19 protein-coding genes are annotated in these 21652 nt (G+C 70.5%); 13 read left to right on the forward strand and 6 right to left on the reverse strand.

The features are described from left to right. Window positions 1-10: 10 nt before the first annotated feature. From iolC to ACIOGX_RS06570, 8 genes are all read left to right on the forward strand, one after another. Window positions 11-1102, forward strand: coding sequence for a 5-dehydro-2-deoxygluconokinase (iolC, locus tag ACIOGX_RS06535; protein ID WP_401910861.1), 1092 nt, complete (start codon window positions 11-13; stop codon window positions 1100-1102). After that, window positions 1099-1980 carry a deoxyribose-phosphate aldolase gene (locus ACIOGX_RS06540; RefSeq protein ID WP_356508437.1) on the forward strand — a complete coding sequence of 294 codons (882 nt, stop codon included), beginning with the start codon at window positions 1099-1101 and terminating at the stop codon, window positions 1978-1980. Before iolC ends, ACIOGX_RS06540 begins: the two co-directional genes overlap by 4 nt. 16 nt (window positions 1981-1996) lie before the next feature. Then, window positions 1997-3025, forward strand: a complete 1029-nt coding sequence (gene iolB, locus ACIOGX_RS06545) for a 5-deoxy-glucuronate isomerase (protein ID WP_401910865.1) — start codon at window positions 1997-1999, stop codon at window positions 3023-3025. Beyond that, window positions 3022-4896, forward strand: coding sequence for a 3D-(3,5/4)-trihydroxycyclohexane-1,2-dione acylhydrolase (decyclizing) (gene iolD / locus ACIOGX_RS06550; RefSeq protein ID WP_383960445.1), 1875 nt, complete (start codon window positions 3022-3024; stop codon window positions 4894-4896). The genes iolB and iolD overlap by 4 nt, the downstream gene beginning before the upstream one ends. Window positions 4897-4910: 14 nt before the next feature. After that, complete coding sequence (gene mmsA, locus ACIOGX_RS06555; RefSeq protein ID WP_356508431.1) at window positions 4911-6410, forward strand: CoA-acylating methylmalonate-semialdehyde dehydrogenase; 1500 nt, start codon at window positions 4911-4913, stop codon at window positions 6408-6410. Window positions 6411-6883: 473 nt separating this feature from the next. Next, the gene (asnB, locus tag ACIOGX_RS06560; protein WP_356508429.1) at window positions 6884-8725 is read left to right on the forward strand and encodes an asparagine synthase (glutamine-hydrolyzing); all 1842 of its coding nucleotides are present in this window, start codon (window positions 6884-6886) and stop codon (window positions 8723-8725) included. 254 nt (window positions 8726-8979) lie between these two features. Then, a complete protein-coding gene (locus ACIOGX_RS06565; RefSeq protein ID WP_401911994.1) occupies window positions 8980-11547 on the forward strand; it encodes an alpha/beta fold hydrolase in 2568 nt (855 codons plus the stop codon). After that, window positions 11544-12404: an ABC transporter permease gene (locus tag ACIOGX_RS06570; RefSeq protein ID WP_356508427.1), complete on the forward strand. Its 861-nt coding sequence runs from the start codon at window positions 11544-11546 to the stop codon at window positions 12402-12404. The genes ACIOGX_RS06565 and ACIOGX_RS06570 overlap by 4 nt, the downstream gene beginning before the upstream one ends. An 18-nt stretch (window positions 12405-12422) precedes the next feature. On the opposite strand, the gene ACIOGX_RS06575 is transcribed toward ACIOGX_RS06570, so the two are convergent. Beyond that, window positions 12423-13133, reverse strand: a complete 711-nt coding sequence (locus ACIOGX_RS06575) for a DNA-binding response regulator (RefSeq protein WP_240045880.1) — start codon at window positions 13131-13133, stop codon at window positions 12423-12425. 294 nt (window positions 13134-13427) lie between these two features. Between ACIOGX_RS06575 and ACIOGX_RS06580 the strand changes: the two genes are divergently transcribed. Further along, window positions 13428-13889: an anthrone oxygenase family protein gene (locus ACIOGX_RS06580; protein ID WP_356508425.1), complete on the forward strand. Its 462-nt coding sequence runs from the start codon at window positions 13428-13430 to the stop codon at window positions 13887-13889. Between the two features lie 98 nt (window positions 13890-13987). Here ACIOGX_RS06580 and ACIOGX_RS06585 read toward each other — a convergent pair whose 3' ends face one another. Beyond that, window positions 13988-14446 (reverse strand): ATP-binding protein, encoded by a 459-nt coding sequence (locus tag ACIOGX_RS06585; protein ID WP_401765090.1) that lies wholly within the window; start codon window positions 14444-14446, stop codon window positions 13988-13990. 418 nt (window positions 14447-14864) lie between these two features. Between ACIOGX_RS06585 and ACIOGX_RS06590 the strand changes: the two genes are divergently transcribed. From ACIOGX_RS06590 to ACIOGX_RS06600, 3 genes are all read left to right on the forward strand, one after another. Then, a complete protein-coding gene (locus ACIOGX_RS06590) occupies window positions 14865-15725 on the forward strand; it encodes a helix-turn-helix transcriptional regulator (RefSeq protein WP_356508421.1) in 861 nt (286 codons plus the stop codon). After that, window positions 15725-15958 carry a DUF397 domain-containing protein gene (locus ACIOGX_RS06595; RefSeq protein ID WP_401765094.1) on the forward strand — a complete coding sequence of 78 codons (234 nt, stop codon included), beginning with the start codon at window positions 15725-15727 and terminating at the stop codon, window positions 15956-15958. Before ACIOGX_RS06590 ends, ACIOGX_RS06595 begins: the two co-directional genes overlap by 1 nt. Window positions 15959-16143: 185 nt before the next feature. Continuing rightward, a complete protein-coding gene (locus ACIOGX_RS06600; protein WP_401910874.1) occupies window positions 16144-16962 on the forward strand; it encodes an SAM-dependent methyltransferase in 819 nt (272 codons plus the stop codon). Between the two features lie 52 nt (window positions 16963-17014). Here ACIOGX_RS06600 and ACIOGX_RS06605 read toward each other — a convergent pair whose 3' ends face one another. Continuing rightward, window positions 17015-18043: a phosphotransferase enzyme family protein gene (locus tag ACIOGX_RS06605; RefSeq protein WP_401910877.1), complete on the reverse strand. Its 1029-nt coding sequence runs from the start codon at window positions 18041-18043 to the stop codon at window positions 17015-17017. 423 nt (window positions 18044-18466) lie between these two features. Between ACIOGX_RS06605 and ACIOGX_RS06610 the strand changes: the two genes are divergently transcribed. Then, a complete protein-coding gene (locus ACIOGX_RS06610; RefSeq protein WP_356508414.1) occupies window positions 18467-18919 on the forward strand; it encodes a hypothetical protein in 453 nt (150 codons plus the stop codon). A gap of 143 nt (window positions 18920-19062) precedes the next feature. On the opposite strand, the gene ACIOGX_RS06615 is transcribed toward ACIOGX_RS06610, so the two are convergent. From ACIOGX_RS06615 to ACIOGX_RS06625, 3 genes are all read right to left on the reverse strand, one after another. Next, on the reverse strand, window positions 19063-19233 hold the full coding sequence (locus ACIOGX_RS06615) for a hydrophobic protein (RefSeq protein WP_356508412.1): 171 nt from the start codon (window positions 19231-19233) through the stop codon (window positions 19063-19065). A 148-nt stretch (window positions 19234-19381) separates the two neighbouring features. Further along, the gene (locus tag ACIOGX_RS06620) at window positions 19382-20143 is read right to left on the reverse strand and encodes a fasciclin domain-containing protein (protein WP_384762954.1); all 762 of its coding nucleotides are present in this window, start codon (window positions 20141-20143) and stop codon (window positions 19382-19384) included. A 214-nt stretch (window positions 20144-20357) separates the two neighbouring features. Then, entirely contained in the window at window positions 20358-21575 is a 1218-nt protein-coding gene (locus tag ACIOGX_RS06625; protein ID WP_401910882.1) for a YbhN family protein, read from the reverse strand. Window positions 21576-21652: the final 77 nt, after the last annotated feature.

Raw genomic sequence — 21652 nt, forward strand, 5'->3', positions numbered from 1 at the left:
AGGGACGCGCATGCCTGAGCCGTACGACGTCATCACCATGGGCAGGATCGGGGTGGACCTCTATCCGCTGCGGACCGGGGTCCCGCTGGCTCAGGTCGACACCTTCGGGAAGTTCCTCGGTGGTTCCGCGACGAATGTCGCCGTCGCGGCGGCCCGGCTCGGCAGGCGTACCGCCGTCATCACCCGTACCGGCAGGGACCCGTTCGGGGACTATCTGCACCAGGCGCTGCGGGAGTTCGAGGTCGATGACCGCTGGGTGACGGCGGTGGACGAGTATCCGACCCCGGTCACCTTCTGCGAGGTGTTCCCCCCGGACGACTTCCCGCTCTACTTCTACCGGCTGCCCAAGGCCCCGGACCTGGAGATCCGCCCGGACGAACTGGACCTGGACGCCATCCGTTCGGCCCGTATCTTCTGGATGACCGGCACCGGCCTGTGCGCGGAGCCCAGCAGAACGGCGACCCTCGCGGCGCTGGAAGCGCGCGGAAAGTCGGGGATCACCGTCTTCGACCTCGACTGGCGGCCGATGTTCTGGCCGAACGGCGCGGAGCCGGACGGCGCGCAGCCGGGAGGCGCGGAGCCGGACGGTGCGGAGCCGCGTGCGGTGTACGCGCGGGCGCTGCGGCACGCCACCGTCGCGGTGGGCAATCTCGACGAGTGCGAAGTGGCCGTGGGCGAGCGCGAACCCCATGCCGCCGCGCGGGCTCTGCTCGCCGCCGGGGTCGAGCTGGCCGTCGTCAAGCAAGGCCCCAAGGGCGTGCTCGCCGTCCACCGGGACGGCACCCGGGCCGAGGTGCCGCCCGTCCCCGTCGATGTCGTCAACGGACTCGGCGCGGGGGACGCGTTCGGCGGCGCCCTCTGCCACGGACTGCTCGCCGGCTGGGATCTGGAGCGCGTCATGCGGTACGCGAACGCCGCCGGGGCCATCGTCGCGGGCCGCCTCGCCTGTTCGTCCGCGATGCCGTACGACGACGAGGTCACGCGGACGCTCGCGGACGGGCGGGTCCCGGCGGAGGATCCCCCGCCGGAACCCGCCACGGCGCCGTCCACCACGCCGTCCACCGGGCGTTCCTCGGCGCGATCCCCCGAGGCCCTCTCATGAACGGCGTCGATGTGTCCGAGCTGGTCCGGCTGCGTACGCACCACCCCGAGGCCGTCGCCGAGGCCGCCGCCCGCCGTACCCGTCGCCCTCTGCTGCGCGCCGGCGGCCGGCTGATGATCATCGCGGCCGACCATCCGGCCCGCGGCGCCCTGGCTGTCGGGGACCAGCGCCTCGCCATGGCCAACCGCGCCGATCTGCTGGAGCGGCTCTGTCTGGCGCTGTCCCGGCCCGGTGTCGACGGCGTCCTGGCCACCGCGGACATCCTCGACGACCTGCTGCTCCTCGGTGCCCTGGAGGACCGCGTCGTCGTCGGCTCGATGAACCGCGGCGGGCTGGCCGGCGCCGCGTTCGAACTCGACGACCGCTTCACAGGACACCGTCCCGAGGACCTCGCCAGGCTCCGTTTCGACGCGGGCAAACTGCTCCTCCGTATCGACTACGAGGACCCGCGCTCCCTCGACACCCTCCACTCCACCGCCCGCGCCGTCGACGCCATGGCCGAACGCCGCCTGCCGGTCTTCGTCGAGCCGTTCATCTGCTACCGCGCGGACGGCCGGCTCCGCACCGATCTGGGCGCGGACGCGGTGACGCGCTCGATCGCCATCGCCTCCGGACTGGGCGGTACCTCCGCGTACACCTGGCTGAAGGTTCCCGTTACCCAGGACCCCGACGATATGGCCCGGGTGATGGAGACCTCGACACTCCCGGCCGTCCTGCTGGGCGGCGAGATCGGGGGCGATCAGGAGGGCGCGTACGAGAAATGGCGCAAGGCGCTGCAACTGCCCACCGTCCGGGGACTGGTCGTCGGCCGTTCACTGCTCTATCCGGTCGACGGGGATGTGGCCCGTGCCGTCGATACGGCCGTGGGTCTGCTCTAGGGGGTACGGAGACTTCATGACGACCAACCACGAACCGTACGGCCGGTACGTACCCGCGGGCAGCGCCGCGTCGGGCCCGTACGCCCTCGACATCGATCCGCGGCGGGCCGGCTGGTCACACAGCAGCCTGCGCGTCCTGGAGCTCCCGCCCGGCGGTACGCACGAGCTGGCCGCCGGGGACAGCGAGTGGATCGTTCTTCCGCTCACCGGCGGTTGCACGGTGGGCACGGAGGGCAAACTCTTTGAACTGCGGGGCAGGGAAAGCGTGTTCAGCGGAGTCACGGACTTCGCGTACGTGCCGCGTGATGCCCACGCACAGATCGCCTCCGGTGCGGGAGGCCGCTTCGCCCTGGCAGGAGCGAAGTGCGAGCGACGACTCCCCGCTCGCTACGGCCCCGCGCCGGAGGTTCCGGTCGAGCTGCGCGGCGCGGGCGGCTGCTCGCGCCAGGTCAACAACTTCGGCGCGGCGGGGGTCTTCGCCTGCGACCGGCTCATCGCGGTCGAGGTGCTCACCCCGGGCGGCAACTGGTCGTCGTACCCGCCGCACAAACACGACGAGCACCGGCCGGGCGTCGAGTCCGAGCTGGAGGAGATCTACTACTTCGAGATCGACGGCGACGGCCTCGGCTATCACCGGGTCTCGCCCTCCCGCCCCGGCGGGACGGACGTCCTCGCCGAGGTCCGTACGGGCGACACCGTCCTGATCCCGGACGGCTGGCACGGCCCGTCCATCGCCTCGCCCGGCCGCGACATGTACTACCTCAATGTGATGGCGGGGCCGGGGGAGTCGCGGGAGTGGCTGATCAGCGACCACCCCGACCACGGCTGGATCCGGGACACGTGGCCGGGGCTCGCCGTCGACCCCCGGCTGCCGCTGTACGAGGCGGCGTCGGCCGGGTCCGAGCCCGAACGCCCGGCCGCGGAGCCGGGCGGGGCCGCGAACCCCGCTGCCGTGAGCCGCGCGGCCGTGGAGCCCGGGGCCGCAGACGTCACGCCAGGCGCCGCAGGCGCGGCCGCACCCGCAGCCGAGGAGGACTCCCGATGAGTACGCGCCGTCTTACCGTCGCCCAGGCGCTGATCAGCTTCCTGTCCCGGCAGTACACCGAGCGGGACGGCCACAAGCAGCGTTTGATCAACGCCACTTGGGGCATCTTCGGCCATGGCAACGTGGCGGGTATCGGCCAAGCCCTTGTCGAGTCCGCCTCGGAGATGAGGTACTTGCAGGGACGCAATGAGCAGGCCATGGTCCACGCCGCCGTCGGCTATGCCCGCCAGAGCAACCGCCTGTCCGCCCATGCCGTGACCACCTCCATCGGCCCCGGCGCCACCAACCTCGTCACCGGTGCGGCTCTCGCCACCATCAACCGCCTCCCCGTGTTGTTGCTGCCCGGTGACACCTTCGCCACCCGTCCCGCCGACCCCGTCCTGCAACAGCTCGAACTGCCCAGCGCGGGCGACATCTCCGTCAATGACGCCCTGCGGCCCGTCTCCACGTACTTCGACCGTGTCACCCGCCCCGAGGCGCTCATCCCGGCCGCGCTCGCCGCGATGCGCGTGCTCAGCGACCCCGCCGAGACCGGGGCCGTCACCCTCGCCCTGCCCCAGGACGTGCAGGCGGAGGCGTACGACTGGCCGGAGGAGTTCTTCTCCGAACGCGTCTGGCGAGTCCGCCGTCAGGCGCCCGATCCCGACGAACTCGCCGAGGCGGTACGGCTGGTACGGGAAGCCCGTCGTCCTCTGCTCGTCGCGGGCGGCGGAGTGCACTACAGCGGGGCGGAGGACGTGCTCGCCGCGTTCGCCGCGGAGACCGGTATTCCGGTCGCCGCCACCCAGGCCGGCAAGGGGGCACTGCCGTACGACCACCCCTGCGAGGTCGGCGGCATCGGCCACACCGGCACGGCCACCGCCAATGAACTGGCCAGGACCGCCGATCTGGTGATCGGCGTCGGCACCCGCTGGTCGGACTTCTCCACCGCGTCCGGCACGCTCTTCTCGAATCCCGCCGTCCACTTCCTCAATATCAATGTCACCGGCTTCGATGCCCACAAGCTCGCGGCCGACCCGCTGGTGGCGGATGCCCGTACGGCCCTGCAACTGCTCGCCGCGGGGCTCGTGGGCCACCGTGTCGCGCCCGCGTACGCCGCCGAGTACACCGAGGACAAGGAGCGCTGGGAGTACCGCGTCACCGCCGCGTTCACCGCCGACGAGGATCTCGTACGCCCCACCCAGGCCCAGGTCCTCGGCGCGCTCGACGCCCTGGTCACCGACGAGGACATCGTCATCAACGCGGCCGGATCGCTCCCCGGCGACCTCCACAAACTGTGGCGGGCCCGCTCCCACGACCAGTACCACGTCGAGTACGGCTACTCCTGTATGGGCTACGAGATCCCGGCGGCCATCGGAGTGCAGCTCGCGGCGCCGGGCCGGCCGGTCTGGGCGCTGGTCGGTGACGGTACGTATTTGATGAACCCCACCGAAATCGTCACCGCCGTCCAGGAGCGACTGCCGTTCAAGGCCGTGATCCTCCAGAACCACGGCTACGCCTCCATCGGCGGCCTGTCCGAGACGGTCGGCGCGGAACGGTTCGGCACGGCCTACCGTTTCCGGGCCGACGACGGGACCTACACCGGCGCCCCGCTGCCCGTCGATCTCGCCGCCAACGCGGCCTCCCTCGGCTTGCGGGTGATCCGTGCCAAGACGGTTCGTGACCTGCGTGAAGCCCTGGCCGAGGCGCGCGCCGCCGACGTTCCCACATGTGTCTATGTGGAGACCGAAACGGCAGACACTGTGTCGGGCGTCCCTCCGGCCCAGGCGTGGTGGGATGTCCCCGTGGCCGAGACCGCGACACGCCCGTCCGCGGTCAAGGCCCGTGAGCAGTACGACCGGCACGTAGCCGCCCGCCGCCGCCAGCTGTGAAGGAGCCAAACGGAATGAAGACCGTCAACCACTGGATCGGTGGCAAGACCGTCGAGGGCGCGTCCGGCAACTGGGGCCCGGTGACCGACCCGGCGACCGGCGCCGTCACCACGCAGGTCGCGCTCGCCTCCGCCGAGGAGGTGGACAGCGCGGTCGCCGTCGCGAAGGCCGCGTACGCCACCTGGGGGACCTCGTCCCTCGCCCAGCGCACGGGCATCCTCTTCCGCTACCGCGCGCTGCTCGACGCCCGCCGCGACGACATCGCCGCGCTGATCACCGCCGAGCACGGCAAGGTGCACTCGGACGCGCTCGGCGAGGTCGCCCGGGGCCTGGAGATCGTCGAGCTGGCCTGTGGGATCACCACACAGCTCAAGGGCGAGCTGTCCACCCAGGTCTCCAGCCGCGTCGATGTTTCCTCGATCCGTCAGCCGCTGGGCGTGGTCGCGGGCATCACGCCGTTCAACTTCCCGGCGATGGTGCCGATGTGGATGTTCCCGCTGGCGGTGGCCTGCGGGAACACCTTCGTACTCAAGCCCAGCGAGAAGGACCCCTCGGCGGCGAACCTGCTGGCGGAGCTGGCCGCCGAGGCCGGGCTGCCCGACGGTGTGCTGAATGTCGTGCACGGCGACAAGGTCGCGGTGGACGCGCTGCTCGCGCACCCGGATGTGGCGGCGGTCTCGTTCGTCGGCTCCACCCCCATCGCCCGCCACATCCACACGACGGCCTCCGCCCACGGCAAGCGCGTCCAGGCGCTCGGTGGCGCCAAGAACCACATGCTGGTCCTGCCGGACGCGGACCTCGACGCCGCCGCGGACGCGGCGGTCTCGGCCGCCTACGGTTCCGCCGGTGAGCGGTGTATGGCGATCTCCGCGGTCGTGGCGGTGGGCGCGATCGGTGACGAACTGGTCGCCAAGATCCGTGAGCGCGCCGAGAAGATCAAGATCGGTCCCGGCAACGACCCGGCCTCCGAGATGGGCCCGCTCATCACCAAGGCCCACCGCGACAAGGTCGCCGGCTATGTCACGGGTGCGGCGGCCCAGGGCGCCGACGTCGTCCTGGACGGTACGGGGCACACGGTCGAGGGCTTCGAGGACGGCCACTGGATCGGGCTCTCGCTGCTCGACAAGGTCTCCACGGACTCCGACGCGTACCGCGACGAGATCTTCGGCCCGGTACTGGTCGTGCTGCGTACGGAAACGTACGAGGAGGGCGTCGATCTGATCAACGCCTCGCCCTTCGGCAACGGCACGGCCATCTTCACCCGCGACGGCGGCGCCGCCCGCCGCTTCCAGCTGGAGATCGAGGCCGGCATGGTCGGGGTGAACGTGCCGATCCCGGTGCCCGTCGGCTACCACTCCTTCGGTGGCTGGAAGGACTCGCTCTTCGGCGACCACCACATCTACGGCAACGACGGCGTGCACTTCTACACGCGCGGCAAGGTCGTCACCACCCGCTGGCCGGACCCGTCCGAGGCCCCGGCGGGCGTGGACCTCGGCTTCCCGCGCAACCACTGACACACCGCTCCCGGCCCCCGGGCGCAACCGTGGCCCGTACGACGTCCCGCGTCGTACGGGCCACGGGCGTTCACCGTGCCCGCGCCCGCACCCCTGCCCCGCCCGCCTGCCCGCCCGTTCGCTCGCCCTCCCGCACGGCGGCGGCCGGTTGATGAAGTCTTTGCCCGTGGCCTGATCGTGCCGCCCTCTCCGGTGCGCGGCACCGCCACGGCCCTGACGGTGCCCCGGATCCCGGTCCGGACGGGGTCCAGACGGGTTCATTACCTTTCGCGGCGTACGGCTGAAAGCGCCCGCTTCGCGTAACCGGGTGACGGGCGACCGCGTTGACCGAGCGCAGTCGTATGACTCACGCTCGTTACATAGGTGCTGGATACAACTGATCTGGCCCGGTGCCCCGTCCTGCCGTGAACCCCAGGCTTGTCCACGGTCTCTGACCTGCGCTCCGGCCTGGGATCGGAAGCAGGAGGACACACATGTGTGGCATCACCGGCTGGGTCTCCTTCGACCGTGATCTGCGTTCCGCGTCCGGGACATTGGATGCGATGACGGAAACCATGTCCTGCCGGGGCCCCGACGACCGCGGCACCTGGATCAGCGGCCCCGCGGCCCTCGGCCACCGCCGGCTGGCGATCATCGACCTGCCGGGCGGCCGTCAGCCCATGACGCTCGACACCCCGCAGGGCCCTCTGGTGCTCGTCTACTCCGGCGAGACCTACAACTTCACCGAACTGCGGCGCGAACTGGCGGGCCGCGGCCACCGGTTCATCACCGACTCCGACACCGAGGTCGTCCTGCACGGCTATCAGGAGTGGGGCACGGCCATGGCGGAACGCCTCAACGGCATGTACGCCTTCGCGATCTGGGACGGCCGCGACGAGACGCTCGTGATGATCCGCGACCGGATGGGCATCAAGCCCTTCTACTACTATCCGACCCCCGACGGTGTGCTGTTCGGCTCCGAGCCCAAGGCGATCCTCGCCAACCCGCTGGCCCGCGCCCGCGTCCGGCTGGACGGACTGCGCGAACTCTTCGCCTTCGTGAAAACGCCCGGCCACGCCGTGTGGGACGGAATGCGCGAGGTCGAGCCCGGCACCGTACTGACCCTGAGCCGGAGCGGCCTGCGACGGCAGGACTACTGGTCGCTGAAGACCCGCCCGCACCCCGACGACCGCGACACCACGGTGGCGCGGGTACGCACCCTCCTCGACGACATCGTGCGGCGCCAGCTCGTCGCCGACGTACCGCGCTGCACGCTTCTCTCCGGCGGCCTCGACTCCTCCGCCATGACGGCGCTGGCCGCGCGTCAACTGGCCGAGACCGGCGAGCGCGTCCGCAGCTTCTCCGTCGACTTCGTCGGCCGCACCGAGAACTTCGTCGCCGACGAACTGCGCACGACGCCGGACACCCCGTACGTCCACGACGTCGCGCGCGCGTCGGGCACGGACCACCAGGACATCGTGCTCGACTCCCAGACCCTGGCCGACCCCGAGGTACGCGGCCGGATGATCCGGGCCCGCGACCTCCCCATGGGCTTCGGCGACCTGGACTCCTCCCTCTACCTCCTCTTCCGGGCCATCCGGAAGCACTCGACCGTCGCGCTCTCCGGCGAATCCGCCGACGAGGTCTTCGGCGGATACCTCCAGTTCTTCGACGAGGAGGCGAGGCAGGCGGAGATGTTCCCGTGGCTGGTACGCCTCGCCGACCACTTCGGCGACGACGCGGACGTCCTGCGTGCCGATGTGAGCGCGGCCGTGAACCTGCCGGACTTCCTGCGCGACAGCTACGCGACGGCCGTCGCCGACATCGAACGCCTCAGCGGCGAAAGCGACTTCGAGTACCGGATGCGCAAGATCTGCTATCTCCACCTGACCCGCTTCGTACGGATCCTGCTGGACCGCAAGGACCGCGCGAGCATGGCCGTCGGCCTGGAGGTCAGGGTGCCGTTCTGCGACCACCGGCTCGTCGAGTACGTCTACAACGCCCCGTGGTCCCTGAAGTCCTTCGACGGCAGGGAGAAGAGCCTGCTGCGCGAGGCGACGGCGGACCTGCTGCCGAAGTCGGTGTACGACCGGGTGAAGAGCCCCTACCCCTCCACGCAGGACCCGAAGTACGCCGTGGCCCTCCAGGAATACGCCAAGGACCTGCTCTCCCAACCGTCCCACCGGGTCTTCGACCTGGTCGACGCCGACCGGATCCGACGCGTGACGGAGCGCGACACGCCGCAGATCACCCAGGCATCGCGCCGCGGCCTGGAACGGACGCTGGACCTGGCGATCTGGCTGGACCTCTACAACCCGGAGATCACTCTGACCTGAGGGCCCGGTCGGGGTCAGGTCGGGGCACCACCCGGGGCGCGGGGGCCGGGGTCGGGCCGGGGTCGGGCCGGGGGCCCGCATACCGCGTCTGGTGTACGGCGGGGCCATCCGTACTACGCCGGGATGCCTTCGAGTTCCGACCGGTGTCCGTACGGCCGGGGCCGGGGCCCGTTTAGGGTTCAAGCATGGAGCTACGAACCCCCCGCCGGTTTCGGCTGCGCGCGCGATGGCTCGCGGGCCTCGGCGTAGCCGCTGTGCTCGTCGGAGCCGGGACCTGGACCGCCGTCGCCTCGGACGGTGCGCCCGCCGTGCACCGCACGGACCAGGTGCTGTCGATGGACGGCGCCCGGATCGACACCTCCTACTTCACCGCGGGCAGCGGGCGCCGGCCGGCGGTGCTGGTCGGGCACGGCTTCGGTGGCAGCAAGGACGACGTACGGGCCCAGGCGGAGAAACTCGCCCGGGACGGGTACGCGGTGCTGACCTGGTCGGCGCGCGGTTTCGGGAAGTCCACCGGTGAGATCGGGCTCAACGACCCCGACCACGAGGTCAAGGACGTCTCGCGGATGATCGACTGGCTCGCCGCCAGGCCCGAGGTGCGGCTCGACGCGAAGGGCGACCCCCGGGTGGGGGTGACCGGCGCCTCGTACGGTGGTGGCATCTCGCTCCTCGCCGCCGGATACGACAAGCGGGTCGACGCGATCGCCCCCCTGATCACGTACTGGAACCTCGCCGACGCGCTCTTCCCCGACGGCGTCTTCAAGAAGCTCTGGGCCGGGATCTTCTTCTCCACCGGCGGCGGCTGCGAGACGTTCCAGAAGGAACTCTGCGACATGTACCAGCGGGTCGCCGTCTCCGGCATACCGGACGATGCCGCCCGTAAGCTCCTGGAAGAGCGCAGCCCGTCCGCTGTCGGCGACCGTATCGACGTGCCCGCGCTGATCGTCCAGGGCCAGACCGACTCCCTCTTCCCGCTCGGCCAGGCCGACGCGATGGCGAAGGCGATCAGCGCCAACGGCGCACCCGTCGACGTCGACTGGACGGCGGGCGGACACGACGGCGGTGACCCGGAGACCAGCCGCCTCCAGGGCCGGATCACCTCCTGGTTCGACCGCTATCTCAAGGACGACAAGGGCGCGGACACCGGGCCCGCGTTCCGCGTCAGCCGGACCGGAGGCGTCGACTCCACCAATGGCCGGGCGCTGTTGCGGGGTGCGAGCAGCGACCGCTATCCCGGCCTGGGGAGCGGCACCACCAGCGTCCCGCTCAGCGGCGGCACACAGACCTTCGCCAACCCGGCGGGCGGGAGCCCGCCGGCCATCTCCGCCGTACCGGGCGTCGGCGGCGGACTCTCCCAGCTCTCCTCCCTCGGCGTCGGGCTCTCCCTGGACTTCCCCGGACAGCACGCGCGTTTCGACTCCGCACCCCTCGACCGGTCGCTGCGGATCACCGGCTCGCCGACCATCCGGGCCACCGTCAGCTCCGACAGCGGGGACGCGGTGCTCTTCGCCAAGGTGTACGACGTCGGGCCCGACGGCCGCCAGCAGGTACTGCCCTCGCAGCTCGTCTCGCCCGTACGGGTCGAGGACGCGGGCAAGGGCAAGACGGTGGAGCTCACGCTGCCCGCCGTGGATCACCAGGTCGTGCCGGGACACCGGCTCCGGGTCGTCCTCTCCGCCACCGACCTGGGCTACGCCTCACCGGCCGCCCCCGCCACCTACCGGGTCTCCGTCGACGGCCCGCTGACCGTACCGACCGTGCCCGCGCTCACCGCCGGATCCACCGCACTGCCTTGGTGGACCTGGGGGCTGCCGGCCGCCGGTGTACTGATCGCCGCCGCACTGCTGCTCACCGCCCGGCGCCGCACCAGCGCGCCCGCGCCCGATCCCGCGCTCGCCGAGGTGCCGCTGCGGATCACCGGCCTGACGAAGCGGTACGCCGGGGCCGCCGACCGCTACGCGGTCCGTGATCTCTCCTTCCAGGTCGAGAAGGGCCAGGTCCTCGGTCTCCTCGGCCCGAACGGAGCGGGCAAGACCACCACCCTGCGCATGCTGATGGGGCTGATCAGCCCCGACGCGGGCGAGATCCGGGTCTTCGGACACGCCATCAGGCCGGGTGCTCCGGTGCTCTCCCGGGTCGGCTCGTTCGTCGAGGGCGCGGGCTTCCTGCCGCATCTGTCGGGCCGGGCCAACCTGGAGCTGTACTGGCAGGCCACCGGCCGGCCCGCCGAGGACTCCCATATCGAGGAGGCCCTGGAGATCGCCGGGCTCGGCGACGCGCTGGCGCGGGCCGTACGCACGTACTCGCAGGGCATGCGACAGCGGCTCGCGATCGCCCAGGCCATGCTCGGCATGCCGGATCTGCTGATCCTCGACGAACCGACCAATGGTCTCGACCCGCCCCAGATCCGCGAGATGCGGGACGTGATGATCAAGTACGCGGCCGGGGGCAGGACCGTGATCGTCTCCAGCCACCTCCTCTCCGAGGTCGAGCAGTCCTGTACGCATCTGGTCGTCATGCACCGTGGGCAGCTCGTCCAGGCCGGCCCGGTCGCGGAGATCACCGGCGCGGGCGACACCCTGCTCGTCACCACCGCCGAGGGGATGCCGGAGCCGGTCGTCGAGAAGATCGCCGCGCTGGCGGGCATCGGCTCGGCGGTCCGCACGGACGACGGACTCGGCCTGCTCGTACGGCTCGACGGGGCGAGCACCAACGCGCTGGTCACCGAGTTGATCCGGCTGGATGTCCCGCTGACGGGCGTCGGACCGCACCACCGCCTGGAGGACGCGTTCCTCACCCTGATCTCAGGAGGCTCCGCATGAGCGCGCTGATGGAATCGGCCCCCGGCTACCGGGCCGGGCGCACCCTGCCGCTGCGGGTCGAGGCGCTGCGGCAGCTGAAGCGCAGACGGACGCTGGCGATGGGTGTCGTGCTCGGCGTCCTGCCCTTCGTCCTCATCGTGGCCTTCGCGATCGGCGGCACCCCGGGCGGCGATGGTGACAACGACCGGGTGAACCTGATGGACACCGCGACGGCCTCCGGCGCCAACTTCGCGGCCACCTGCCTGTTCGTCTCCGCGGGCTTTCTGCTGGTGGTGCCCGTCGCACTGTTCCATGGGGACACGGTCGCGTCCGAGGCGAGCTGGTCCTCGCTGCGGTATCTCCTCGCCGCGCCCGTGCCCCGGGCCCGGCTGCTCTGGAGCAAGCTGGCGGTGGCGCTCGGTATGAGCGCGGCGGCGATGCTGCTGCTCCCGCTGGTCGCCCTGGCGGCGGGCACCGCGGCGTACGGCTGGAAGCCGCTCCAACTGCCGACGGGCGGCTCCCTGGCCACCGCCGACGCGCTGCCCCGGCTGGCACTCGTCGTCGCGTTCATCTTCGTCTCCCAACTGGTGACCGCCGGCCTCGCCTTCTGGCTGTCCACCAAGACCGACGCACCACTGGGCGCGGTCGGCGGGGCGGTCGGGCTGACGATCATCGGTAACGTGCTGGACGCCGTGACGGCGCTCGGTTCCTGGCGGGACTTCCTGCCGGCGCACTGGCAGTTCGCCTGGGCGGACGCGCTCCAGCCACAGCTGGAGTGGAGCGGCATGGTGAAGGGCTCGGCGATTTCGGTGACCTATGCCGTGGTGCTGTTCGCGCTGGCTTTCCGGGGCTTCGCCCGTAAGGACGTCGTTTCCTAGGTCCAGATCCGATCTCTTCTAGATCCACCCCCGTCGAGCCGCTTCCGCACCCGCCCGGAAGCGGCTCGTCGTGCCGAGGGCGGTGAGCAGATCGCCCACCCGGCGGCTGTACGTACGGCTCGACATGCCCAGCCGCGTCGCCGCCGTCTCGTCGGTCAGCCCGGCGAGCAGCGCCTCCAGAACGGGCCGCAGATGTCCCGGCAGGCCCCCGGGCGAGGGGACCGCGGCCGTCGGCAGCTCCTCGCCGGTGTCCCACCACGTCTGGTGCGTACGGACCAGGGCCTGGACGACCACCGGATCGCGGATCAACAGCAGCCCGTGGTAGTGGAGTTGGAGATCGAGCGGGACCGCGGCGACCGACCGGTCCACCAGGATCATCTTGAACGGGATGGAGTCCGTCTGTCTGGCCCGGCCGGGCAGATCGCGGGGGAGTGGGTACGAGAGCCCGGCGAGCCCGTGGCGCGGCACGATCCTGCGGACGCCGACCGCACTCGACCGCCCCCGCGCTCTGCCTCCCGGGCCGCTGTCGTGCCAGCTCTGCTCACCCGCCGCTCGGACACAGGCGCCGGCGAACTCGAGGAACTGCTCCGGGATGCACTGCCCCAGACAACTGCCCGGATCATCGAAGATCAACAGCTCCCGGCGGGCGGAACGGACCAGGGCGGTCAGCGTCGCCGTCACCTCCCGCACACCCTGGATCGGCCGGCCGGGCGGATGAGGCGTGTCCACCACGTCCTCCCGCGCTCCGCCCACCGGCAATGTCGACCTGTTGAGCACAGAACCCGAAACATCTGCCACGGCTGACCACCCCCGCCATCCCCTCGGAGCCGTACGCCACTCCATGTACGCACATCATTGCTCACCGTGACAAGTGTCAGTACGGAGAGTGGCGACTCCATGCCAGAGCCTCCACAACCGGCCCAAATTCGCGCAGTCTGGGTGATCGACGGCGATCGATGGGTGTGATCGAGAACCGTTCAAGAACCCTGCCCTGGCGGCCTTTCCGTGCGCCATGATGTGCGCATGGCCACTCTGCTGCTCGCCCTCGCCGTGATCTCCACGGGTCTGTTCGCGGGGTACTTCCTGATCTTCCAGACCGGCATCATGCCCGCCCTGGGCCGGCTGAGCGACGAGCAGTTCGTCGCAGCCATGCGCCGGGTGAACGAGTACGTGCCCCGCCCGGTCTTCCTGCTGACCTTCCTGGCCGTGGTGGCGTTCCCGGCCGCGGCGCTCGCCATACCCGTCGACGGGCGTTCGGACACTCAGCGCTGGCTCCTGGTGGCCGGACTGGTCTGCGCCGTGCTCAACCATCTGGTCACCATCGGCGGCAACGTCCCGCTCAACAACGCGCTGGCATCGGCGACTTCCTCACCCGACGGCGTGGCGCGCGCCGCCTTCGAGTCCCGGTGGAACACGTTCCACCTCGTCCGCACGCTCTTCTCCGTCGCCGCCTTCGCGCTGGTGGTGGGCGCCGCTCTCGCGTAACGGGTCGGGCCGCTCACTGGCGACGGCTGAGCCGGCCCGACCGGCAGACCCCTGTACTGCCGGTCGGGCCGGTGACAGCCCTCGGCCCGACCGGCCGTTCAGATGCCGGACCCGTGACCGAGCGGGAGCATCGCCCATACCGTGCGCCCCACCCCGCCCTCGCGGGAACCGACGCCCCACGCCTCGGCCAGACTCTCCACCAGCAGCAGCCCGCGCCCGTTCTCCGCGCGGTAGTCGGGGTTGCGGGGGCTGGGCGCCCCGTCCCGTGCGCCCTGGTCGTGGACGTCGAGCCGTACGTGCTCGGTCAGGAGCCGCACCTCACAGCTGACCAGCGCGCTGGCTGTGTGGAGCACGGCATTGGTGAACAGCTCGGAGAGGACGAGGACCGCGACGTCGCACAGGTCCGTGTGCAGTCTCCACCGCTGAAGCTCATCACGGAGCCAGTGCCGCGCTCTGGCGACGGAGTCCCGTCTGCCGGGCAGCGTGAAAGCGCTTCTGTGCGCGAGATGCCGGCCGTGATCGCGTACGTCGTGTCCGCGCGCGTCATGTCCGTGCACGTCATGTCCGTGCGCCTCGTGTCCGTGCGCCTCGTGCCGGTACGTGTCATGTCCGTGCGCGTCGCGTCCGTAGGACTCGTGCCCATACGTGTCGTGTCCGTACGTGTCATGACCGTAGACGTCGTGACAGTGCGTACGTGCGCGGAGGCCGGAGTCGGTTGCTTCGTCCTGTCGGCCGACCGAGGCACACCAGGCACCCCAGGGGTGCCGAGCACGCGCCTGTAACTCCCCGGCGGGGGGCTGGGGTTGCTTGTGTGCACGGTGATCCGTGATGTGAGCCACGCGTTCACTATGAGCGCTGACGCTCACAGGCCGCAACTGATCGTTCTGATAATTTCACAATGCTCCACATCTCTCTGGATAGAGCGCCGGTCACCTGTCAGACTTTGTGAGATGAGTCGACGTCAGGAGACCCCGCATGAGTGAGGCTCGTCCGGGTACCGCGCCCACCGTCCTGCGTATCGTTCTGGGCAAGCGGCTCGGGGCGCTTCGTGAGAAGGCGGGGGTGTCCCGCGAGGCGGCGGCGAAAGTCCTGGACGTCGCTCCGCTCACCATTCGGCGTATGGAGAATTCCGAGGTCAGCCTCAAACTCCCCTATGTCCTGTTGCTGTTGCAGGCGTACGGAGTCACGGAGAGCGAGGCCGAGGAGTTCACCGAGCTGGTCAAGGTCGCCAACAAACCCGGCTGGTGGCATCGCTATCGCGACGCGCTGCCCGGCTGGTTCAGCGCGTACATCAGCCTGGAGGACCAGGCCAGCCTGATCAGGACGTACGAACCCCACTACGTGCCGGGCCTGTTGCAGACAGAGGAGTACGCGCGTGGCGTGCTGCGGGTGGGCGCGCACCGTAACGCCGAGGAGCTGGAGCGGCGCGTCGCGCTGCGCGTCAAGCGTCAGCAGCTGCTCACCAAGGCGGACGCGCCCTTTCTGTGGATCCTGATGGAAGAAGCGGTCCTGCGCAGACCCGTCGGCGATCCGGAGGTGATGCGGGCGCAGGTCGACCGGCTGCTGGAAGCCACCGCGTTCCCCAACCTCACCCTCCAGATCATGCCGTTCGCGATCGGCCCGCACCTCGGAGCGTTCGGACCGTTCCATCTCTTCCGGTTCGACATGCCCGAACTGCCCGATGTCGTCTATACCGAGAATCTCACCGGCGCCGTCTATATGGATCAGCGCCCCGATATCGCCGCCTATCTGGAAGTCCTGGACAATATGTCCGCTCGGGCGGCACCCGTTGACGAAACCAGAGCTTTTCTCCTGGGGATACGCAAGGAGCTCTAATGCGGGAGATTTTCAACGGTATGCCGGCCGACGAACTGGGGACCGATGGCTGGGAGAAGCCATGGAGCGGTCCCAACGGCGGCAGTTGCGTCGAGGCGAAGAAGGTGGACGGCGAGCATGTCGCGATCCGCCAGTCCGCGGACCCGTCGGGGCCGACCCTGATCTGCACCGCGGCCGCCATGGCCGACTTCGTCGCCGGCGCCAAGAACGGTCTCGCCGACTTCCTCCTGTAGTCCTGTAGTCCTGTGGTCACCTTCTCCTGCCGGTCACCGTCTCCTGCTGGTCACCGCTTCCCGTAGGCACCGCTTCCCGTGGCCACGCTCCCCACGGTCACCCCTCCTCCGGACACCCCCCAGCCCCCTTCGGACAACCCCAGCCCCCCGACAACCCCCCACGAGCAAGAATTGGACGGCCCCGCATGACGGACCTCGACCACCCGTCGGTAGACGAGATCGACACCAGCAAGCCGCACCCCGCCCGGATGTACGACTTCTATCTCAGTGGCAAGGACTACTACGAGTCCGACCAAGTGGCCGCGGCCTCCGTCGAGTCGGTCTTCCCGACCGTCAAGATCTGCGCCCAGACGAATCGTCACTTCATGCACCGGGCGACCCGCTGGCTCGCGTCCGAGGCCGGTATCCGGCAGTTCCTGGACATCGGTACGGGTATCCCGACCCGGCCCAATCTCCACCAGATAGCCCAGGCGGCCGCCCCGGACTCCCGTGTCGTCTATGTGGACAACGACCCGATCGTCCTCCGGCACGCCGAGGCCCTGATGCGCAGTACGCCCGAGGGCCGTACCGCGTACATCCACGCCGATGTCCGGGACCCGAAGACCATCATCGAGTCGGAGCGGCTGCGGCAGACGATCGATCTGACGCGCCCGGTCGCGCTGTCCCTCAACGCGCTGCTGCACTTCGTGCCGGACGAGTTCCGTCCGTACGAGACCGTCGGGTGTCTGCTCGACGCGCTGCCCTCCGGGAGCTACCTGGTCCTCTCCCACTGCACTCCGGACTTCGCCCCGGAGATGTGGGAGCGGGTGATCGGTGTCTACCACCGCGGCGGTATCCCCGCTCAGGTGCGCTCCCGGAGCGAAGTCCTCCGTTTCTTCGCGGGGCTGGAGTTCATCGAGCCCGGCCTCGCGGTGCCGCACCGCTGGCGCCCGGAGGGCGAACCGGAGGAGGACGTCACCGACGCGGCGGTCTCGATCTACGCGGGCGTGGCGCGCAAGCCGTAGCGGAGGCGTGCGCCGCGTGCGCGCGGTCCGGACGTACGTGCGCGCCGTCCGGTCATACGAACGTCCCCCAGGCGCCGTTCTCCAGGCGGGCCAGCGTACGGAGCCCCCGGGTCGTGACATCGTGCTCGCCATGGTCCGGGCCGTACGCGAGACAGCTCGCGGCGTCGAGCGCCGCCAGACACGGCAGCGCCTGGCGCTCCGCGTCGGTCAGCGGGCGGCCGTACCCGTGGAAGAACGCGGCGCGCAGATCGTCGCGGCCCTGCCAGGGGCCGCAGGCCAGCCGGACGAAGTCCTGTACGGCGGGGGCGTAACGGGACCGCTCGAAGTCGATGACCGCCAGCTGTCCCGGCACCTGCCGTCCCGATGCCTGCCCCGGCGCCTGCCGCGGCGCCTGCCGGACCGGCGCCTGTTGCCCCGGTGTCCGCTGTCCGGGCGCTTGCTGTCCCGGTGTCCGCTGACCCGGTAGCGCCGGGCCGGTCCACAGGGCGTTGCGCTCCTGGGCGTCGCCGTGGATATGGGCGGGGGCGAGGAGATCGGTCAGCTTCCGTACGTGGTCGGCCGCGCGGCGTACGAGCGCGCGCCGGCTCACGGACATCAGGTCGGTGGCGCGCGCGAGGTGGGTCTCGGCGTCGTCGGCCAGCCGCTCCAGCGCGGTCCTGGCCTCTCGCCGTCCGGCGCCCGGCATCTTGTCCGTGCCGTGCAGACGGCGCAGCAGGGCCCCGAACTGCCGGTGCGCGGAGCGGTGTTCCGGGCCGGGGAGGGTGAGCCGCGAGACGGGGGTGCCCGGTACGGCGGTCAGCAGCAGGGCGAGCTGCCGGGCGTCGGTCTCCACGAGCCTCGGGGCGCGGCCGAATCCGAGGGCGGGTACCGCCGACTGGTATCCGAAGGTCTCCCGTTCGTAGAACGAGGCGCTCGCCGACTGCTTGATGAAGAAGCGCCGGCCGCGACTGCCGGTGACATCCCACACGCGTGACGACGCGCGCGGGTGTGACGCGTCCTGTACGGCGGAGAGTGGCCCGACGACGCGTTCCGCCCATTCCCGCAGCGACGGCGGCAGAGGCTTGGCGTGACCGTGACTCATGCGCCCCACCTCGGTGACGGTCGTGATGACAGATCCGCGGGGGCCGCGAAGGGGAGGACGGGAAGGACGGGAAGCGTGGGGAGGGCGGGACGCACGGGATGCGCGGGAAGAGGGACGGGAGCGAGACGGGCGGGGGCGGGAACAGGTCGCATGATTCCTCCGGAGCGCGGGGCGTTGGGATGGGCGCCCGGACAACGGCCCTGATCAAGGGCGTGTAACGGGGTGCACCGGGGGAATCATAGAACAGGCGTTCGAGCTGTCGGGGACTGCCACGCGGCTTGATCTGCTCCGTTGACGGCCCGGGGGCGAAACGGGAGGCTCGGCGCGACAGCGTCCGGCGAGGGCCACTACGGACCTCGTGTCGGCTGTAGGGGAGAGGCGGAGAAGATGATTGAGCGGAGATTATCCCGATGGACGTCGGCGGTGGCGCTGATCGCCGCCGGGGCGGTCCTGTCCGTCGGCACGGCGGGGGCGGCCCACGCGGCGGCGGGGACGACCGAGGCGCCGGCCGCGCGCGTCGTGACGTCGGGGGGCGTCACGTTCAGCAGCGACCCCACGCCGGAGGAGCAGGAACGGCTCCGGCAGATCGCCGGCGCCATCTGGAATGACTCGCTGGCGGCCGGCTGGAACATGAACAGCGATGTGGCGGCGATTCTCTCGACGGCCACCGGCGAGATCCTGAAGTGCTCCGAGGCCTTCGCTCTCGTTCCCCGGCCCGCCGGGTTCATTCCGGGGCTGGGCTATCTCGTCAACTACTGGAAGAACCTGCGCGACTACTTCCTCGTGGTCACCAAAGACCGGACGTACGGCGTCTGTGTGAAGGCGACCGCGCTGAATTACCGCTCCGCGATCGAAATGGCCTCGGCCGGAATCTGACGCACATCTGACGCGGTCTGAGGCACCTTCAAAACAGCGGATGGGCGGGCCCGTTCGGCGGGCCCGCCCATTTCCGTTACACGACTCCGTCGCGCGATTCCGTCACGTAATTCCGTGCCGGGTCGAGCGGCGTCGCCGTCTGTCTACCACCGGTACCAGCGGCCGCGCTTCCCTCCTGTCGCCGTCGGGCGCACCAGGAAGCCCAGCAGCCAGACGACCAGCACGATGACGGCGATCCACCACAGTGCCTTGAGTGCGAAACCCGCACCGAAAAGGATCAGGGCGAGCAGAAGAACGAGTAGCAGGGGAACCATGTTTATCAACCTCCAGGCAGCCGTCTTCCCCCAGTAATTCCGCCCATGCGTGAAAAGAGGAACGGTTCTTCCCGCCGCCCCCTCTCCGGTGCGGAAAGGGGGCGGCGGGAAGTGGAGGTCCGAGACGTGCGTAAGGCCAGGCAGGGCCCTACTTCGGCGTCAGCACGGTGTCGATGGTGTACACCGTGGCGTTCTCCGTCTTGATGTTGCCGCACAGGATCTTCGCCGTGTCGTTCACCTTGAACGTACGGTCGGACCCCGAGGTGGAGAGGGTCGTACCCTCCCAGGTCGAGAAGACGCCGTTGGGGAGCAGGTCGGTAGCGACCTTCTCCTCCGCCACGTGGTACTTCACGACCTTCCTGAGCTGCGCCTCGTTGTTCTTGATCTGGTCGAGTTGCGCCGTCGAGAGCTTCTTGAACGCCTCGTTGGTGGGCACGAAGAGCGTGATGTCCTTCGCGGTGTTCAGCCTGTCCGTCAGTCCGGCCTTCTTCACCAGGGAGAGGAACGTGGTGAAGTCCGGGTTGTGGGAAATGGCCGTCGCCACCTTCTCCGTGGCCATCTGGGCGAGGCTGCCGGTGCCGGTCTTCGGGATCGACGAGCAGCCGGGGCCGAACGGGACGGCCGGGTTGGGCACCGCGGTCCTGCTCGGCGAGGTCGAGGGGCTGGGCGAGGTGGACGTACTCGGAGACGTCGACTCGCTCGGCGACGCGGAGGCGCTGGGCGACGTGGACCCGCCGGGTGAGGTGGACTCGCCGGGCGATGTGGGTGTGCTGGGTGTCACGGGCGCGCTCGGCGGTGTGGGGGTGCCGGGGTCCGCGAAGGCCTGGGGTGCCATGACACCCAGGGAGACCGGGAGGGCCACCACGGCGGCAGCGGACACGACGGTACGACGGATGCGGGAGGACTTCATGTTTCGATTCCTCTTCCTGTGGGAGGAGGGCCCCGGCTCGGGCCCGGGAGGCGTCGATGGCGGCCGGGGCGGCCGATCCTGCCGGTGGCGCGGGATGCCGGACGGGGCGTTGTCACCGGTCCGGCCTGTCGTTCGGTCAAGCCACCGCATAAAGCGTAGCCGCACTGGGTGGATTCGGGCATCTTGAGAGGTATGACCAGGTCGGATGCCCGGATCAGGAGCGGCTGCCGGGGTCGGATTCGCCGTCGGGCCCCTTGCTGGGGTCAGCCCCGTCGTCGGTACCGGCCTCGGTACCGGCCTCGGTACCGGCCTCGGTACCGGCCTCGGTACCGGCCTCGGTACCGGCCTCGGTACCGGCCTCGGTACCGGCCTCGGGACCGGCTCCGGCGTGGCCGCGGCTCAGCGTCAGACCCAGCCCGCTCGCCCAGCCGACCGGCTGGAGTGCCCAGTAACTCAGTACCCGGTACAGGAGGGTGACGGCGATCGCCTGCTCGGCGCTCAGTCCGTACAGCACGAGCAGCGCCGTGAGACTCGTCTCGACCACGCCGAGACCGCCCGGCGTGAGCCGCAGACTTCCCGCGAACTGCGTCAGCGCGTAGACCGCGAGAATGCCGTGCCACGGTACGGCGATCCCGAGACTCCACACGCACGCGACCAGACACGCGAGGTCGAAGCCCCAGTTGAGCACGGCCAGTGACGACGGCCACAGCCACGGGCGTACCCCCGGCCTGGTGGTACGGATCTGACGGACCAGCCGCGACAGCGCCCGCTCGATGTCCCACAGCCGCCGGGAACGCAGTCCGATCCGCTGCCACAGGCGCCGGGCCCGGCGCCTTACCCGGGGAAACCGGAACAGTCCGGCCGCCATCCCCCCCACCACGACCCCCACCGCGGCGAGCCCGACGACCACGGGCCGCGCCCCGGCCACCGGGCCCGATGAACCGGCCGCCAGTACGCCGGCCATCAGGAGGACGAAGAGGCTCAGCCCGGACAGCAGTCCCGCGATCACCAGTACGGTCCCGGCGAGGACCTGCCCCGCGCCCCGGCGCCGGAACTGCCGGAACACCCACGCCGCCGCGAACGCCGCCCCACCGGGCAGCGCCCCCGCGATGGCATTGGCCGCCAGCACGACGGCGCCGACGACCCGGAACCGGATCCGCGCACCGCCCGCGCGCAGCAGCCAGTGCTGCACAGCGGCCAGACAGGCCAGGGAAGCGGCCTCGAACCCGGCGGCGACCAGCAGCCGGGGCAGCCGTACGTCATCGATGAGATGAACGGCGGTGACCAGCTCGTGGCGCCGGGTGAGAGCGACCACCACGGCAGCAGCCACCAGCAGCGCGGAGACCACCCACCAGAGCGGACGTACCGACGCGAGCGCGGCGACCGGGGCGTGTCGCGAGGCCCCCTTGTGCCCCCCGGGGCGGCCCGCCACGTTCTCCACGATACGACCGGGCCGGCGCCCCGGCCCTGCCCGTACGCGCCGTGACCAGGGACGGCGCTCGGGCGGCG

The organism is Streptomyces sp. NPDC088147 (assembly GCF_044741565.1).
Lineage (GTDB): Bacteria > Actinomycetota > Actinomycetes > Streptomycetales > Streptomycetaceae > Streptomyces.

Bases quoted from the DNA above. Each gene is read 5' to 3' on its own strand.
- iolC (WP_401910861.1), top strand. From the start codon at position 11: ATGCCTGAGCCGTACGACGTCATCACCATGGGCAGGATCGGGGTGGAC.
- ACIOGX_RS06540 (WP_356508437.1), top strand. From the start codon at position 1,099: ATGAACGGCGTCGATGTGTCCGAGCTGGTCCGGCTGCGTACGCACCAC.
- iolB (WP_401910865.1), top strand. From the start codon at position 1,997: ATGACGACCAACCACGAACCGTACGGCCGGTACGTACCCGCGGGCAGC.
- iolD (WP_383960445.1), top strand. From the start codon at position 3,022: ATGAGTACGCGCCGTCTTACCGTCGCCCAGGCGCTGATCAGCTTCCTG.
- mmsA (WP_356508431.1), top strand. From the start codon at position 4,911: ATGAAGACCGTCAACCACTGGATCGGTGGCAAGACCGTCGAGGGCGCG.
- asnB (WP_356508429.1), top strand. From the start codon at position 6,884: ATGTGTGGCATCACCGGCTGGGTCTCCTTCGACCGTGATCTGCGTTCC.
- ACIOGX_RS06570 (WP_356508427.1), top strand. From the start codon at position 11,544: ATGAGCGCGCTGATGGAATCGGCCCCCGGCTACCGGGCCGGGCGCACC.
- ACIOGX_RS06580 (WP_356508425.1), top strand. From the start codon at position 13,428: ATGGCCACTCTGCTGCTCGCCCTCGCCGTGATCTCCACGGGTCTGTTC.
- ACIOGX_RS06590 (WP_356508421.1), top strand. From the start codon at position 14,865: ATGAGTGAGGCTCGTCCGGGTACCGCGCCCACCGTCCTGCGTATCGTT.
- ACIOGX_RS06595 (WP_401765094.1), top strand. From the start codon at position 15,725: ATGCGGGAGATTTTCAACGGTATGCCGGCCGACGAACTGGGGACCGAT.
- ACIOGX_RS06600 (WP_401910874.1), top strand. From the start codon at position 16,144: ATGACGGACCTCGACCACCCGTCGGTAGACGAGATCGACACCAGCAAG.
- ACIOGX_RS06605 (WP_401910877.1), bottom strand. From the start codon at position 18,043: ATGAGTCACGGTCACGCCAAGCCTCTGCCGCCGTCGCTGCGGGAATGG.
- ACIOGX_RS06615 (WP_356508412.1), bottom strand. From the start codon at position 19,233: ATGGTTCCCCTGCTACTCGTTCTTCTGCTCGCCCTGATCCTTTTCGGT.
- ACIOGX_RS06620 (WP_384762954.1), bottom strand. From the start codon at position 20,143: ATGAAGTCCTCCCGCATCCGTCGTACCGTCGTGTCCGCTGCCGCCGTG.